Source organism: Actinomadura sp. NEAU-AAG7 (genome assembly GCF_018603865.1).
Classification (GTDB): Bacteria; Actinomycetota; Actinomycetes; order Streptosporangiales; family Streptosporangiaceae; genus Spirillospora; species Spirillospora litoris.
Window position 1 is genome coordinate 176,242 of sequence record NZ_JAHFZY010000005.1, and the last position, 14,371, is coordinate 190,612.

The following is a 14,371-nucleotide window of genomic DNA, read 5'->3' on the forward strand; positions in this document are numbered from 1 at the left end:
GGGTACAGAAGACCCGTCCTCGCCGGACGGGGCGTCCTGGAAGGTCTTGGAGGCGGCGGAGCCTGTCCGGGCTCAGAGTGCGGCGGAACTTCCTGACCGCCAGACGTAGGGCGCACTCGGAGTGCTTCCCACCGGCTTCTCGGACGGGAAAGGGGCCGGTGAAACTTGGTCGGGATTGGGCGAAGGGTGGTTCAACGCTGTCGTCGAAGGGTCCAGAAAAGCCAGTTCCCGGTGCTGGAGCAGGCCGCGACATCCCAGCCCTGAAGGCCGAAAGTGCAAAGTAGGGCTACCACTTCCTTGTGGTTGCCGCGATACATATTTTCTTGGTCGCCGGGTAGGTTGACCTGGATGGCTCCTTGATCCCACAACCACTCGATGGTAGCGAACTCGTAGGCGAAGATCGCAATCTCCTTCCATCGTCCGCAGGCCGGATGGTGGCACTTGTCAGATCATTTGTATCGTCCTCATCATCGCGCGCCGGCTAGGGGAGGGGCAATGGCTGACCGCAGCATCGGAATTGGCCAAATTCGGTCAGAGGTAAAAGGATATTCCCAATGCGGGCCACCCCGGCGATAGATACTGTGCGCCGGCGGTCCGGAGTGGCGCCTCCTGGCGAGCCTCTCCGACTTGTCTCTCTCCTCCGGCTGAACCCTCGTAGGGACGCTGGGCGCCGCGGAGCTTGAGTGCCTCGGCTGGGCATGTGCGGCTGATCGACACCCCGAGCACCTTGAGGTTCGGGCTTGGGGCATGGTCATCTACTACGGGACGTAGTACTATGAGTTGTAGTTGGTGCCGGTTCTGGGGTGCTCATGGGGAAGGTGTTCGGGTGACTAACTACGCTCGGTTGTATCGGATGCGGTTCACCCCGTGGGAGCGGTACGGGAAGGCGGCGGCGGGGAGTATCGCGGCGGTGCTCGATCGGGAGGCGGGGGAGCGGTCTCGGCCGCTCGGGCGGGCGCTTGATCTCGGGTGCGGGCGGGGGCAGTTCACGCCGGAGCTGGCGCGGCGCGGGTGGGAGGCCGTGGGCGTTGATTACGTGCCGGCCGCCATCGAGGCCGCGAAGGCGGGTGAGACCGGTGGAGCGACCTATGTCGTGGGGGACGTGACGAACCTGTCGAGCGAGCTGGGGGAGTTCGACTTCTTTCTCGATATCGGCTGTTTCCAGGGGTTCGACGGCCAGCAGCGTTCAGCGGTGGGGCGAGGGGTTTCCTCGCTTGCCAAGCCTGACGCCACCTTGCTGATCCTCGCCTTCGGCCTCAACCGGATGCGCTCCCGGATAGGTGGGGTGTCGCAGGCGGAAGTCGAGGAGGCGTTCCCGGGGTGGGAGCTGCTCGCGGCCGAACCCGCGGAAACCGCTGGGCTCGGGTGGCCCATGAACAAGACCAATCCGCATTGGTACAGGTTGCGGCTGCGGACCTGAGCATCCGGTTCAAGGCCATGACCGCCCCTGCGGGTCATGGCCTTTTCTCGGTGGGTCAGGGGCGTAGGTAGGGGCCTGGGGTGTGGTGGGTGAAGGACGGGGCCGTGGGGTGCAGGCCCGGTTCGGGGTCGGTGTCGAACACCGTCTGGGTCTCGGGGGCGAGTTCGGCGGCGGCCTTGTTGAGGGGGGTCGGGTTGGTCGTGGGCCAGTGGTTCGTCTTCATGCGGGTGAGGAGGGTTTGGAGGGTGACCATCTCCTCGGACGCGGTGAAGGTGCAGTGGTAGCCGCGGTCGACATAGAGCTGCTTCAGGTCCGCGCGATGCATCTTGGTGGCGTAGCGGCGCTGGTTGTCGGTGGGGACGCTGCCGTCGCCGGTCGAGTGCAGGGTGATGACCGGTGCCGTGGTCCGGCCGGTCGGGGTGCCGTATCTGTTCAGGTATCGGACGGCTTGGGCGTTTGCTCTTATTCGGGGGGCGGCGTTGAGGCGGGCCAAGTCTTTGTGAAGGCTTAGGCCCGCGTCGCTGTAGGCGCGTGCTACCAGGGCTTTTTGGGTGGAGCGGGCTAGGAGCTTCCGGTAGTTCACGCCCGTGTTCCAGGACGGGTTTCCGCCCGCTCGCTGCTCGATGTCCGTGCGGTTGAGGCCCCAGAAGGCGCCGCGGTCGTAGGCGGCGTAGTAGGTCTGCTGTTCCACCTGGCTCGCGACCGTGTCCGGTGCGGGTGCGCGTGCGGTGTAGCGGGCCGGGATGTCGGCGAGGGCCGCGGCGAGAGCGAGGCGGGCGCGGCCGGTGGGGGAGGCCAGGGCGGCGCCGAGTGCTCGGCGGGCGTTGGCCGTGTTCGTTTGCGGGTCCTTGATGTTGACGACGTCGAGGCTGGGGGCGAGCAGGGTTTTGACCGCGAAGTTCGCGTCCAGGGCGCTGTTGAAGTGGCCCGTCGTGCCGCCGACCACCCCGCAGAGGGAGGCGACGCCGGCGAAGCGGCCCGGGTTGCGCTCCGCCAGGAGGACGGCGGTCAGTCCGCCCGCGGATGCTCCTGCCGAGATGGTCCGCTTGGGTTTGCCGATGTTCGCGGTGAACCAGTCGAGCAGGTCGATCTGGTCCTTCAGGCCCGATTCGACCGCGCCCCAGCCGCGTGGGGAGCGGAATTTCGAGGCCGCCAGCGCGTATCCGTGGTCGAGCAGCCACTGCCGGGTGGCCGGGTGGTTCGTCAGCTCGATGTCCGAGGGTGCCGGGGCCTCCAGGCTGTAGGCGCCGTGGCTCCACAGCAGCAGCGTTCCGTTCCAGTGGGACGGGACCTCGACCCGGTAGGGAACCCCGTCGATGCCGCCGGTGCGGACGGTCGTCTCGGCCTCGGCGGGCGACGCCGGGGCCATGGTCGCGACCATGACCAGGGGGACGGTGTGGAGGAGCAGGCGGAATCGGTTCATGGGCCGCACCTTTCACCAGGCCCTGCCGGGGGTGCAATGATTTTGGAAATAGCTGAAATGTCGTATCTTTCCGCCATGCTGCGGCTCTGGCTCGACTACGAGGATCTGACCCGCATCCGCGTCCTGCCCGGGCTCTCGCCGATCACCCAGACCGTCTTCAGCGCCCAGGCCCTGCGGACGAGCGCGCGGCCCCGCGGCCCGTCGCGGATGCTGCTCGATCTGGTGCCGCCCGGACGGCTGCTCCCCGACTTCCTCACGCCCTACACGGACGTGCCGGGGTTGGAGGCGGAACTCGACGCCGTCGCCTCGACGCCGGTCCGGCGGATCCGTGCGGAGCTGGAGCGGTCGTACGGGCCGCGCCCGCCGGCCTCGTGGGTGACCCGCCTCGCCGCGGGCGACGGGGAGGCGATGCGGACGCTGGTCCGCGGGCTCCGCGACTTCCACCGGGCCGCGCTGGCGGACCGGTGGTCCGTGCTGACCCCGCATCTGCGCGCCGAGGCGTCCGGTCTCGCCCGGACGATGGCGGACGTGGGGATCGGTGCCGCGCTCGGCCGCCTGCATCCGGCCATCCGCTGGACGCCTCCCGTGCTGGAGATCGAGACGCTGCGTGACGGCGACGTCCGGCTCCAGGGGCGGGGGCTCCGGTTCCTGTTCTCGCCGTTCGTCACGGGGCCGCGCGTCCAGGTCGCCGGAGACCGGCCCGCGGCGGTGGTGGTGCCCGCGTCCCGGCCGCCGGGCGGAGCCGAGGGCGACCCGTCCGCGGTGTTCGGCCGGACGCGCGCGGCCGTGATCCGGATCGTCGGGGCGGACGGGGAGCTCACGACCGGGGCGCTCGCGACCCGGCTCGGGGTCAGCGCGGCGTCCGCGTCCCAGCACGCCACGGCCCTGCGCGGCGCGGGCCTGCTGACCAGCGAGCGCAGGGGGAGGACGGTGCACCACGCGCTGACGCCGCTCGGGGAGCGGTTCCTGCGGGGCGGAGCCGGGCCCCGCTCCCGGGATGCGGGAACGGGGCCCTGACGGTCAGCAGAGGCCGCGCGGGTCGGACGTGCGGCACTTGTTGGCGCGGAAGTGGTTGGTCCTGCTCCCGCTCTTGTCGACCAGGTCGAAGGGCGCGTTCCCGAGGACGAGGTTGGACTTGATCAGGTTGTGGCGGGCGGGGCGGTTGCGCGGCGGGGTGCCGCGGAACAGCACGATGCCGCCGGAGTAGGGGAGCCGCCCTCGGTTCCCGGTCACGGTGTTGCGCTCGACGATGTTGTGGTCGCCGCCGAAGAACAGGATTCCCGTCCCGCCGAGCGGGGGCACCTCCCCGTGCGCCGGGCAGACCCGGTTGTTCTTCGAGACGCGGTTCTTCCAGACGGTGGTGTTGCCCTGCCCGGTCCGCTGGCTGTCGTCGACGAGGGCGACGCCGACGCAGTTGTGGACGATTTCGTTGTCATGGACCATGACGTGGCGGGCGTGCCGGACGAGGACGCCGATCGCGTTGCCGATCGAATGGTTGTCGGCGACGACGGTGCCGCGCGCGTTGGCGGTGTCGCCGACGTAGAGCCCGGCGTCGTCGGCGTTGTCGACGGTCCAGTTCCAGCGGAAGTGGCCGCGCGTGGAGGCGAACTCCGCGATCCCGTATTCGCCGTTGTTGCGGGCGAGGACGGACTGCACCGAAAGGCGGTCGGTGTGGATGCCGTAGACGCCGGTGTCGGCGAAGTCCCGGACGACCAGGTTGCGGATCGTCACGCCGTGGACCGGGTGCTTCGCCCGGCCGACGACGCAGATCCCCTGGCCGGGGTGCTTGACCCTGGCGCAGTGGTCCCGGTGGCCCGGGTGCAGGATCGTCTTGTTGCCCTCGCCGTGGATGGTGATGCGCTTGCGGACGAGGACGCCCCCGTCGTAGAGCCCGGCCCTGAGCTTGATGACGTCTCCGGGCCGGGCGTGGTCGACGGCCCTCTGGATCGAGTGTCCGGGCGGGACGACGATCACGCGTCCCCCCGCCGCCTGCGCCGCCGGCGCGATCCCGGCGATTCCGGTGACGGCGACCGTTGTTCCGAGCGCGGCCGTAATAATCCGCCTCATTCTGTTTTCCCCCGTTTTTCTACCGCCCGCGCGGGCGCCTGTGCCCGGCGCGGTCATGTATTCCTCGGTGATCATCCTGAACCGGGAATGTTCTGCCCGTGATGTGCGGACGGTAAAAATACGGGCGGTCGATCCGAAAGGGCCGGTTCCGCGCCCCCCGAATCCGCCGTTCAGTGCAGGATCTGCCCCGCCGCTATGCACGCCAGGCACGAGGCGAGCATCACCGCGGTGCCCGGTATGGCCTTGGCCACGTGGCGGTTCTTGGTCTCGGCGAGGAACGCGAACAGCCGCACCATCTGCCACGCCGCGTCCCGCTGGGCGGGGCCGTCCGGCGGGAACTGGGGCGAGACGCCGAACACGCCGAACGCGCTGGGCGGGACGGGGGTGCGCGGCCGGGGGCGCAGCGCCTGGATCAGGTGGTGGCCCGACAGGAGGAAGGCGGTCGCGAACGTGAGGTAGAGCGCCGACATCATGAGGCCGGACGGCCCGTCGGGCGCGGGCAGGGTCGGCAGCGCCGCCATGACCGCGACGATCGCGCCGGTGTGCGCGACGAGCAGCGTGGAGATCTTCGCCTCGGCGTGCTGGACGTAGCCCTGGAAGGTGGCCATCACGGTCACCGCGACGACCGCGTCGTTCTGGTCGCGGGCGGGGTCGGGGTTCGGGTTCATGCCTGCTCAGTCCCTCGGTCGCTTGATCTCGCGGAGCGTCGCGCGCAGGGCCTGTACCGTGCCGCGCACGTAGTGGCGGAGGCGCTCGTCGCTCAGCGTCGTCCCGTTCACATGGCAGCCGACGTTGACGGCGAGGGCGTCGCCGCTGGTCAGCGTGATCCGGAACTCCTGCCGGACGCTGACATCGGCCGGAGTCAGGTAGCTCATGGCGATGGGGCCCGCCATCCTGATCAGGTTGCCCGGGCTGGCCGCGCCGCCGTGCGCGGCCAGCCGGTCGTTCATCGTGCCGATCGAGGTGACGTCGGTGAGCATGAACTCGTGGGTCGTCTCCAGCTCGCGGAGCCCCGTCACCATGTTCAGGACGCAGCTGTAGGCGCACACCTGGAGTTCGGTGAGCAGGACCACGGCCACCTCGTAGCTGGCGTAGCGGGGCTTGCCGTCCAGGCCCATCGCGTAGTCGGTCGGCAGCGCGGGACCCACGACGGTGAGGGGGCGCCGGGTGACCAGCTCCCGCGGGATGCCCATCTCCTGCCACGCCCGCTGCTCGATCGCGTTCATGTCCTGGTTGAACCAGTAGTCCATCTGCTGGTCGGACGCGGCGCCGCTCCGGGCGCCCCGCTGGCGCTGGTACCGGTGGAAGCGGATGACGGCGAAGACGAGCAGCGGCCATCCGGCCAGGTTCCCGAGGATGACCAGGAAGATCGCGAACACCAGCAGGAGGATGCTGCCCGTGCTCGGCGACGAGGCCGACAGGCCGACCGACAGGATGTACAGCACGAAGCTCCCGACGATCGCGGCGAGCCCCAGTAACAGGAACAACCGTCCGAGCGTGAGGTCGCGCGCGCTCGGCGGGGCCACGAAGTAGGCGCGGACCGCCAGGGACGGACGCGCCGCGGCGGGCGCCGGCGTCGCCGCCGCGGTCTCGCCGGTGGGGTTCATCCGTCCTCCGCCGGCCGGATCCGCATGCGGACCGTCGACCAGATCGGGTTGTCCCAGGCCGGGACGTGCTCGACGATCTCCGCCGCCAGCTCGGACCGCCCCCGGTCGAGCGGCGCCTGGACGAGGGCGCCCACCATCCGCTCGGGCGGCGGGCCGGTGTAGTCGAAGCCGTTCATCTCGTAGTAGTCCTGCTTGACGATCGCCCAGAGCAGCAGGGCCCCGGCGTGCTCGGGGTCGAGGGCGAGCACCTTGCCGAGCTCGCGCTCGGCCCGCTGGATGGTCGGGCGCCGGTGCAGGCGGGGCCGCTGCCCGTGCAGGAGCGCGAGCGCCAGGCGGAACCGCAGGCCCGCCGCGTCCTGCGGGGTCGTGGCCTGCGCGGCGGCGCGGCGGAGCTGCTCGGCCGCCTCGTCGTAGTCGTGGTGCCGGAACGCCCTCATGCCCTCGGCGCGCGGATCGGCCTTGGGCGCCTCCTCGATCTTGATGTTCATGTCGCGGCCGGCGGTGTTGCCGAGGACGATGCCCCGGTTGCCGTCGCCGGAGAAGGAGATCCCCGGCGGCGGGCCCTGTGGTGCGGGTGCCTGTGGTGCGGGTGCCTGCGGGGCGGGGACCTGCGGTGCGGGGGTCTGTGGTGGTGGGGTCTGCGGCGGTGGGGGCCGCGGCGGGGCCTCGGGGGGCGGCGCGTCGCCCGCGCGGCGGGAGTGGGGCAGGTGCATGTGGGCCGTCCTGTCGTATCCCTTCTCGGGATGGCTGACCTGGATCTCGGTGAAGTCCCGCTCGCGCAGGGCGGCGAGGTCGGAGCGGACGACCTTGCGGAACACCTCCCGCGAGACCAGCAGGACCAGCGCCGCGTCGCGGTCGCGCTTGAGGGCCTGGCGCGCCGGGCCCGCCGCCAGGAGCCGGGCCACCTCGACGAAGGCGGGCCCCGCGGTGCCGAAGGCGGCGGGCACGAACACGTCGCAGTGCATCGCGATCCGGACCCGCAGCTCCAGGCTCGCGCTGTGGTCCTCGTTATGGAGCCGCAGCCGGTCGTCGATCGCCCGGACGAACGTCCCGACGACCCGGGTGAGGTCGGCGCCGGCGGGCAGCGCGACGTACTGGCCGTCGCCCTCCCCCTGCACCTTCCACGAGGCCGGGTCGAGCCCGGCCTCGTCCGCGGCGGCCTCGATGATCGAACGCAGCCGCTCCTGGAGGAGCCCCTGGTGCCGGGTGCTGCGCCCGCTGTAGTTCTCGATGTCGACGCCGAACACGAAGTGCTCGGCGAGTATCTCCTCATCGTGCATGGAATGGTCCTCGCGAACGTGCTGGATCGGTCGAACCAGCAGGCGGTGGGACCGGGGACCCCGGCCCAACATGCCCAGCTTCCGGGAGGGCGCGCCTGCGGTGTGTCATCTATCGGACGTAGCGGCCTTGAATTTCAGGGGCGGTCCGCCCTCGCGCGGGCCGGCCGGTCCTCGTCCGGCGGCGGCCGGCCGCCGCGAGGGGCGGTCAGGTGTTCACCATGCGGCGGAGCGCGTCCAGATCGTGGATGAGGATGCGGCCGCGGCCGGTCTGGATGAGGCCCCGCGCGCTCAGCTTCGCCAGGTCGCCGGAGACCACGCCGCGCGACAGCCCGACCGTCCGGCCGAACTCCCGCTGGTCGAGGGGGACCTCCGCGCGGTTCCCCGGGCGGTGCCGGGCCGTGGGGGAGACCGCGAGGCGCAGCAGGGTCCGGATCACCCGCTGCTCCGCCGGCAGCGTGGGGAGTTCGGCGCGAAAGATCTCGCCCTCGCGCAGCCGGTTCACCGCGTGGTTTATCAGCGCGTGCGCGGAGTTCATTTCCTTGATCGCCCGGTCGAATTCGGTGAGCGGGACAATTCGCACCGCGCACCGGTCGATCGCGGTGACGTTCGCGGAATGCCCGGTGCCGCTCAGCGGGGCGATTTCGCCGAGCACGTCGCCGGCGCCGCGGACGGCGAGCACAATCTCATTTCCGTCCGCGCCGAGCCAGGTCACCTTGACGCGGCCGTGCAGCAGGACGAGCAGGTGATCGTCCCTGCGCCCCTGGTGGAGCATGAGTTCGCCGGGCAGGAAAGTGCGGGCGGCCCCCGCTCCCGCCAGCCGGGCCCATCCGCCCTCCGGAAGGATGGAGTTGAAACCGGTCACATCGCATCAGCGCCAGTCCTGGGTCATCGACCGATATCGATCTCGGAGCACACCCGGTGGTGCAACTCACGATACCCACATCGGTTCTGGCGGGTCACCTATTTCCAGGAGAAAGCGGAATGCGGCGCGTATGGAACGGTGCGAAAACGGTGCGGCGCGGCTTTGGATCATGAAAGGGAAAGGGCGCCGCGGGCCGTGCCGGCGGCCGGCGGCGGGTGGGGGGGTGGCCGGTCCCGGCCGCATGCCGGCGCGGTCCGTCGGCGGGCGCGGCGGGGCGCCTCGCGGGTGTGAGCAGCATCTCATCCCGTTCGCCCTGCTCAGGGGTCGTTTTACATGGCGTTCACATTTGGGCAACAGGTCCGAAACGGCCCGTTGGCACCGTCGGAGACGCCGGAACCCGCGGCGCCGGCGCGTCCGGAGCCCGGGACCACGGCGCTCGGAACCCACAAGGCCCTCGGAGGGACCACGTTGAGCTACAAGGCCGAGTACATCTGGATCGACGGCACCGAGCCCACCGCACGGCTGCGCTCCAAGACGCGGATCCTGGCCGACGGCGCCGACCTGCCCGACTGGGGGTTCGACGGGTCCAGCACCAACCAGGCGCCCGGCGACAACTCCGACTGCGTCCTCAAGCCGGTCTTCTCCTGTCCCGACCCGATCCGGGGCGGTGACAACAAGCTCGTCCTCTGCGAGGTCTACCTCGTGGACGGGACGCCCCACCCCACCAACACGCGGGCCCTGCTGCGCCCGGTCGCCGAGCAGTACGCGGCGCAGGACTCCTGGTACGGCATCGAGCAGGAGTACACGTTCTACAAGGACGGGCGCCCGCTGGGCTTCCCCGAGCGCGGCTACCCGGCCCCGCAGGGCTTCTACTACTGCGGCGTCGGCTCCGACGAGGTCTTCGGGCGGGACATCGTCGAGGCCCACCTGGACGCGTGCATCGACGCGGGCCTGAAGATCTCCGGGATCAACGCCGAGGTCATGCCCGGCCAGTGGGAGTTCCAGATCGGCCCGGCCGGGCCGCTGGAGGTCGGCGACCACATGTGGATCGCCCGGTGGCTGCTCTACCGCATCGCCGAGGACCACGACGTCGCGGCCACCCTCGACCCCAAGCCGGTCGAGGGCGACTGGAACGGCGCGGGCGCGCACACCAACTTCTCCACCAAGGCCATGCGCGAGGGCTACGACGCCATCATCACCGCGTGCGAGGCGCTCGCGGAGAGGGCGCAGGAGCACCTGTCCGGGTACGGCGCCGACATCGAGCGGCGGCTGACCGGCATGCACGAGACCGCGGCGTGGAGCGAGTTCAGCTACGGCGTGTCGGACCGGGGCGCGTCCGTCCGCATCCCGTGGCAGGTCGAGGCGGAGAAGAAGGGCTACATCGAGGACCGCCGTCCGAACGCCAACGTCGACCCCTACGTGGTGGCCCGCCTGATCACGGGCACCTGCTGCGCGGCGCTGGAGCGCGCCGGGCAGGTCTGAGCCGTCCCCGCCGGGAGGCGGGTCGCGGAGAGTCCCGGGGGCCGTGCCCTCGGGATTCTCCCTTTTCCGGACGTGGCCAAGGGGATGCAAATTGTTCGGGTTGGGGGAGTTCCACCGATCGGTGCCGGGTAGCACCTACTCGTTCGCACCGGAGGAGGGGACATGCCCGATTCGCCATTCGGGCGGTACTCCGGCGGCCTGCCCGGCAGGCACGCCGGCCGCCCTGCGCCACGGCCCGTCGAGCGGTCGTTCCGGTGTCCCTCCACGGCGCGGAGACGCCCGGTGGAGGCGCCGGCCAAGCGCTACCAGGACTTCGTCGCCCTGCACGAGGAGATCTCCGCCGGGTCCGACCCGGCGCTGCGTCCGCTGTGGTGGACGGGGCTGGCCTGCTCGATGCTCGCGGCGGGCCTCGCCTTCGTCGTCGTGCTGGGGGTGCGCGGCCTGCTGGAGGTGGGGATCCCGGTCTTCGCCGGGCCGCACACCGGCACGGCCGCCGCGGCCACCAGCTACGCGCTGTGCGCGATGGCGGGGACGATCCAGGCGACCGCGCTGATGCACCTGCTGCTGGCGACGGCGGCGCGCCCGGTCCGGGCGTTCGGCTGGATCGGCGGGGCGGGCGTCCTCGTCGTCGCGGCGCTGCCGCTGCTCCCGCAGGCGCCGCCGGACGCGGCGCTCGTCACTGCCGGGCTCAACCTGGCGGGCGGGGCCGCGGTGGTCGCGCTGCTGGCGGCGGTGGTGGCCGCCTCGATGGGCGACGGGCCGCGCCTGACGCGGGCGCGGCGCCGCAGGTACAGGCACGGAGAGTTCTGACCGCGCCCGCCCGGGGCGCCCGCCCGGGGCGCCCGCCCGGGGCCGCGGTCAGCCGCGGCCCACGGTGATCGTCAGGGGGTCCGGGGCGGTGCTGGAGACCACGCGGACGTGGCGGAGCCGCCGCCACACCTGGACGTCGACGGGCACGCCGGGCGCCAGCACCCGCAGCTCGCGGCGCAGGCCCGAGAAGCCGAGGCGGAGCGTGACGTCCCAGGTGCCGCGCGGCAGCGGGTCGTCGATGAACGCGCGCGTCACCGGGACCCTGGCGGTGTAGCCGAGGCGGCCCGCCAGCTCCTCCAGCGTCGCGAACACCTGGTAGGAGCGGCGGGTGCGGCGCTCCAGCAGGTTCAGCGTGCCGGAGATCGGCATCGTGATCCGCTGGAGGTCGAGGTGGCCGGTCACCGAGACCTCCTCGTCGCGCTCGTCCCAGGCCAGCAGGTCGGCGGGGGCGGACCCGGCGGCGTGCGGGCGGCCGCCGACGTCGATCGCGAGCCCGCCCTGGAAGCCGAAGTAGGCCGTGACCGTGCTGGAGCCGGGCAGGAACCGGCGCTGCGGTGAGGCGTCGACGGCCGCGGCGCGGTCGCGGCCGAGGGGCAGGACGACGCAGTCCGCCGGCCCTCCCATCGCGACGTGCACGTCCCACAGCCCGCCGGGCAGCGGATACCCGCCCTCGATGGACGCGACGTCCACCATCGCCTCGAAGCCGATCGCGTCGTCCGCCGCGCTGACGGACGCGGGCACCCGCAGGAGGCAGCCGCCGTCGCGCTCGCGCAGCAGGAGTTCGACCTCGGGGACCCCGGCGGGCGCGGCGGCCCGCTTGACGCGGCCGGCGACCCGCAGGCACGACCCCGCCCACCGGAGTTCCGTCAGGCATGGATCTGGCATCGCGACCCTCCGCGCTCTCATCCCCGAGCCGGTTTCCCCTGGTCGGTTACCTTTCCATCGCGCGGCCCGGTCAACCGGGCGGCGGGTCAGGGCACGACGGTGACCGGCCAGCGGCCCGTCCGGACGAGGCGGACGGCGACCGAGCCGATCAGCCGGTGCCCGGCCTGCGTGGACGCGCCGACCACGACGGCGTCGGCGCGGGTCTCGTCGGCGACGCGGGCGAGCACGGTGTAGGGGTCGCCCAGCTCGGTGACCAGCTCGTAGGGGACGGGGGTGCTCGCGGCGGCCCGCTCCAGCTCGCCGCGCAGGTAGGCGGTGGTCTCGTCGGCGGCCTCGCGCAGTACGGCGGCGCCGCCGGGGGTGAGCGTCGTCAGCGCGGCGGTCCCGGACACCTGGACGATCACCAGCCGGCCGCCGCCGCGCCGGGCGAGGCCCCAGGCGTAGGCGCCCGCGCGCAGCGAGGTGTCCGAGCCGTCCACCCCGACGACGATCACCTTGGGGCCGTCGACGCCGTACTCGAACGGGCTCTCGTCGCTCATGCTGCCCAGCGTAGTGGGGCGGTGATCAGGGGCGGGCGAAGCGGGCGAGCAGGTCGTCCAGGCACAGGGCGCCGGTGGCGAGCGCGCCGTACATGGCGTCGGTCTCGGGGTAGCCGAGGGCGCGGGCGACGGCGAGGGACTCCCCGCGCGCCTCGGCGGCGAGCAGGTCGACGTGCCGACCGGCCAGGGCCTGGACGAGGCGCCGCCGCCCCGCCTCGGCGGCCTCCTCGGCCCGCCGCCTGGCCAGGCCGAGCCGGATGTGGACCCGGGCCGCCACGGTGGCGGCGAGGTCGAGCCAGTCCTCGGACGGGGCGCCGGACGGGTCGGTGAGGATCTCGACGACGTTGCCGCTGCGGATCTGCACCGACAGCGGGGCGAGCCGCCCGTTGACGACGGCGCCGATGCAGCGGTCGCCGACGGCGGGGCCCTGGGCGTAGGCGAAGTCGAGCGCGGTCGCCCCGGCGGGCAGCGGCACGGCCTCGCCGCGCGCGGTGAGCGCGGCGACGTTCCCGGCGGCGAGGTCGGCGGCGAGGTCGGCGCGCAGGCCGTCCAGGAACGCGGCGGAGGTGGCGCCCGACTGCCAGGCGAGCAGGCGGCTGAGCCAGACCAGGTCGCGGCGGCCCGCGACGGCGGTGGCGGTGCCGCCGGACGCGCCGTCCGCCGCGTCGCGGACGTGGGCGACGATGCCGTACTCGGCGACCGGGTGCATGGCGCGGTTGCGGACGATCACCTCGAACGGGTCGCCGTCGGGGCTGATCACCCGGGTGTGCAGCGACCGGTACATGTTGTCCTTGGGCGCGGCGATGTAGTCGCGGACCTGCCCGGCGACCGGGTGCAGCGCGGCGTGGACCGCGCCGAGCGCGACGTAGCAGTCGCGTTCGGAGCCGTCCACGACGAGGAGCAGCCGGGCGGCCTCGCAGGGCCGCAGCCCGGCGAGCCGCCCGCGGAACGACTGGTGGACCGCGTACAGGTGCGACGGCCTGACCCGCATCGCCGCCCGCAGGCCGTGCTCGGCCAGCGAGCGGCGGACCCGCCGCATGGCGGGGCCGAACGCCTCTCCGGCGTCGCGGAGCGCGGCGCGGACGGCGCGGCCGGTGGCGGCGTGCGCGTCCGGGGAGCGGGCGGCGAAGGCGAGGTCGTCCATCTCGCGCTTGAGGACGTGGATGCCGAGCCGCTCCGCGAACGGGACCAGCAGTTCGTGCGACGCCTTGGCGTACCGGGCGCGCTTGTGCTCGGGCTGGTAGCGCAGCGTCCGCAGGTTGTGCAGCCGGTCCGCGAGCTTGATCACCAGGACCCGCAGGTCGTCGGCGGCCGACAGCACGATCTTGCGGAACGTCTCGGCCTCGGCGCGCTCGCCCCAGCGCTCGCCGTCGAGCTTGGTCACCCCGTCGACCAGCACGGCGATCTCCTCGCCGAACCCGGCGCGGACCTCCCCGATCGTGTAGGGGGTGTCCTCGACGGTGTCGTGCAGCAGCGCGGCGACGAGCGTGGTGGTGTCCATGCCCATCCCGGCCAGGATCATCGCGACCGCGAGCGGGTGGGTGATGTAGGGGGCGCCGGACCGGCGGAGCTGCCCCCGGTGGAGCCGTTCGGCGACCGCGTACCCGCGCAGCAGCTCGGCCTGGTCGGCGCCGGGGTGGGCGGCCTGGTGCGCCGACAGCAGCGGGGCGAGCGCCGCGCGGACGGGCCCGTCCCCGGCGGCCGCCCGGCGGCGCAGCGGCAGCCGGAACCTCCCCGGGGTCGCCGTCGTGATCCCCGGTGTGCCGTTCGCCGGATCGAGGGTCGCCATACGCACCCGCCTGAGCCGCCTGGGCCCCGGTGCGCGAATGCTCCGGGGTGTAACCGACATTATGCGTGACGGACCCGTCGCGGTGCGCGATCGGCACGGGGTTTTGCCCATGCCAAGGGAACTCCCAAACTCCTTTGCGGTGCCGTTCCGCCCGCGTTCCCGGGTGTGTCGCCCCGCGATCACGATGTCACCGACCGTAGTGTGGCG

The 14,371-nt window shown here is 72.3% G+C and carries 13 protein-coding genes; 4 read left to right on the forward strand and 9 right to left on the reverse strand.

Translation table 11 applies throughout. The features are described 5' to 3' along the window. Nucleotides 1-844 precede the first annotated feature (844 nt). Nucleotides 845-1,420 (forward strand): bifunctional 2-polyprenyl-6-hydroxyphenol methylase/3-demethylubiquinol 3-O-methyltransferase UbiG, encoded by a 576-nt coding sequence (locus KLI87_RS23525; RefSeq protein WP_214619086.1) that lies wholly within the window; start codon nt 845-847, stop codon nt 1,418-1,420. A gap of 55 nt (nt 1,421-1,475) precedes the next feature. Here the strand turns inward: KLI87_RS23525 and KLI87_RS23530 are convergent, their stop codons facing one another. Continuing rightward, a complete protein-coding gene (locus KLI87_RS23530) occupies nt 1,476-2,843 on the reverse strand; it encodes an alpha/beta hydrolase-fold protein (RefSeq protein WP_214618721.1) in 1,368 nt (455 codons plus the stop codon). A gap of 75 nt (nt 2,844-2,918) precedes the next feature. Between KLI87_RS23530 and KLI87_RS23535 the strand changes: the two genes are divergently transcribed. After that, a complete protein-coding gene (locus KLI87_RS23535; RefSeq protein ID WP_214618722.1) occupies nt 2,919-3,860 on the forward strand; it encodes a helix-turn-helix domain-containing protein in 942 nt (313 codons plus the stop codon). Between the two features lie 3 nt (nt 3,861-3,863). On the opposite strand, the gene KLI87_RS23540 is transcribed toward KLI87_RS23535, so the two are convergent. The 5 genes from KLI87_RS23540 to KLI87_RS23560 form a co-directional block, all read right to left on the reverse strand. After that, nucleotides 3,864-4,910 carry a right-handed parallel beta-helix repeat-containing protein gene (locus tag KLI87_RS23540; RefSeq protein ID WP_214618723.1) on the reverse strand — a complete coding sequence of 349 codons (1,047 nt, stop codon included), beginning with the start codon at nt 4,908-4,910 and terminating at the stop codon, nt 3,864-3,866. 170 nt (nt 4,911-5,080) lie between these two features. Continuing rightward, nucleotides 5,081-5,578, reverse strand: a complete 498-nt coding sequence (locus KLI87_RS23545) for a hypothetical protein (RefSeq protein ID WP_173390656.1) — start codon at nt 5,576-5,578, stop codon at nt 5,081-5,083. A 6-nt stretch (nt 5,579-5,584) separates the two neighbouring features. Continuing rightward, entirely contained in the window at nt 5,585-6,517 is a 933-nt protein-coding gene (locus KLI87_RS23550; RefSeq protein ID WP_173390657.1) for a hypothetical protein, read from the reverse strand. Further along, entirely contained in the window at nt 6,514-7,797 is a 1,284-nt protein-coding gene (locus KLI87_RS23555; RefSeq protein ID WP_214618724.1) for a hypothetical protein, read from the reverse strand. Before KLI87_RS23555 ends, KLI87_RS23550 begins: the two co-directional genes overlap by 4 nt. Before the next feature lie 205 nt (nt 7,798-8,002). After that, nucleotides 8,003-8,659 carry a Crp/Fnr family transcriptional regulator gene (locus KLI87_RS23560; RefSeq protein ID WP_242886675.1) on the reverse strand — a complete coding sequence of 219 codons (657 nt, stop codon included), beginning with the start codon at nt 8,657-8,659 and terminating at the stop codon, nt 8,003-8,005. Nucleotides 8,660-9,127: 468 nt separating this feature from the next. Here KLI87_RS23560 and glnII point away from each other — a divergent pair, with 468 nt between their 5' ends. Next, nucleotides 9,128-10,141, forward strand: a complete 1,014-nt coding sequence (gene glnII / locus KLI87_RS23565; protein ID WP_156214984.1) for a glutamine synthetase GlnII — start codon at nt 9,128-9,130, stop codon at nt 10,139-10,141. Between the two features lie 162 nt (nt 10,142-10,303). Further along, the gene (locus tag KLI87_RS23570) at nt 10,304-10,951 is read left to right on the forward strand and encodes a hypothetical protein (protein WP_214618725.1); all 648 of its coding nucleotides are present in this window, start codon (nt 10,304-10,306) and stop codon (nt 10,949-10,951) included. A gap of 48 nt (nt 10,952-10,999) precedes the next feature. Here KLI87_RS23570 and KLI87_RS23575 read toward each other — a convergent pair whose 3' ends face one another. From KLI87_RS23575 to KLI87_RS23585, 3 genes are all read right to left on the reverse strand, one after another. After that, on the reverse strand, nt 11,000-11,836 hold the full coding sequence (locus KLI87_RS23575) for a hypothetical protein (protein WP_156214986.1): 837 nt from the start codon (nt 11,834-11,836) through the stop codon (nt 11,000-11,002). Nucleotides 11,837-11,922: 86 nt separating this feature from the next. After that, nucleotides 11,923-12,375, reverse strand: a complete 453-nt coding sequence (locus KLI87_RS23580) for a universal stress protein (protein ID WP_214618726.1) — start codon at nt 12,373-12,375, stop codon at nt 11,923-11,925. Nucleotides 12,376-12,400: 25 nt separating this feature from the next. Further along, on the reverse strand, nt 12,401-14,164 hold the full coding sequence (locus KLI87_RS23585; RefSeq protein WP_214618727.1) for a bifunctional (p)ppGpp synthetase/guanosine-3',5'-bis(diphosphate) 3'-pyrophosphohydrolase: 1,764 nt from the start codon (nt 14,162-14,164) through the stop codon (nt 12,401-12,403). Nucleotides 14,165-14,371 lie beyond the last annotated feature (207 nt).

What these genes read in the sequence shown, in the direction of transcription:
- KLI87_RS23530 (WP_214618721.1), bottom strand. Translation starts at nt 2,843, where the DNA reads ATGAACCGATTCCGCCTGCTCCTCCACACCGTCCCCCTGGTCATGGTC.
- KLI87_RS23535 (WP_214618722.1), top strand. Translation starts at nt 2,919, where the DNA reads ATGCTGCGGCTCTGGCTCGACTACGAGGATCTGACCCGCATCCGCGTC.
- KLI87_RS23540 (WP_214618723.1), bottom strand. Translation starts at nt 4,910, where the DNA reads ATGAGGCGGATTATTACGGCCGCGCTCGGAACAACGGTCGCCGTCACC.
- KLI87_RS23545 (WP_173390656.1), bottom strand. Translation starts at nt 5,578, where the DNA reads ATGAACCCGAACCCCGACCCCGCCCGCGACCAGAACGACGCGGTCGTC.
- KLI87_RS23550 (WP_173390657.1), bottom strand. Translation starts at nt 6,517, where the DNA reads ATGAACCCCACCGGCGAGACCGCGGCGGCGACGCCGGCGCCCGCCGCG.
- KLI87_RS23555 (WP_214618724.1), bottom strand. Translation starts at nt 7,797, where the DNA reads ATGCACGATGAGGAGATACTCGCCGAGCACTTCGTGTTCGGCGTCGAC.
- KLI87_RS23570 (WP_214618725.1), top strand. Translation starts at nt 10,304, where the DNA reads ATGCCCGATTCGCCATTCGGGCGGTACTCCGGCGGCCTGCCCGGCAGG.
- KLI87_RS23575 (WP_156214986.1), bottom strand. Translation starts at nt 11,836, where the DNA reads ATGCCAGATCCATGCCTGACGGAACTCCGGTGGGCGGGGTCGTGCCTG.
- KLI87_RS23580 (WP_214618726.1), bottom strand. Translation starts at nt 12,375, where the DNA reads ATGAGCGACGAGAGCCCGTTCGAGTACGGCGTCGACGGCCCCAAGGTG.
- KLI87_RS23585 (WP_214618727.1), bottom strand. Translation starts at nt 14,164, where the DNA reads ATGGCGACCCTCGATCCGGCGAACGGCACACCGGGGATCACGACGGCG.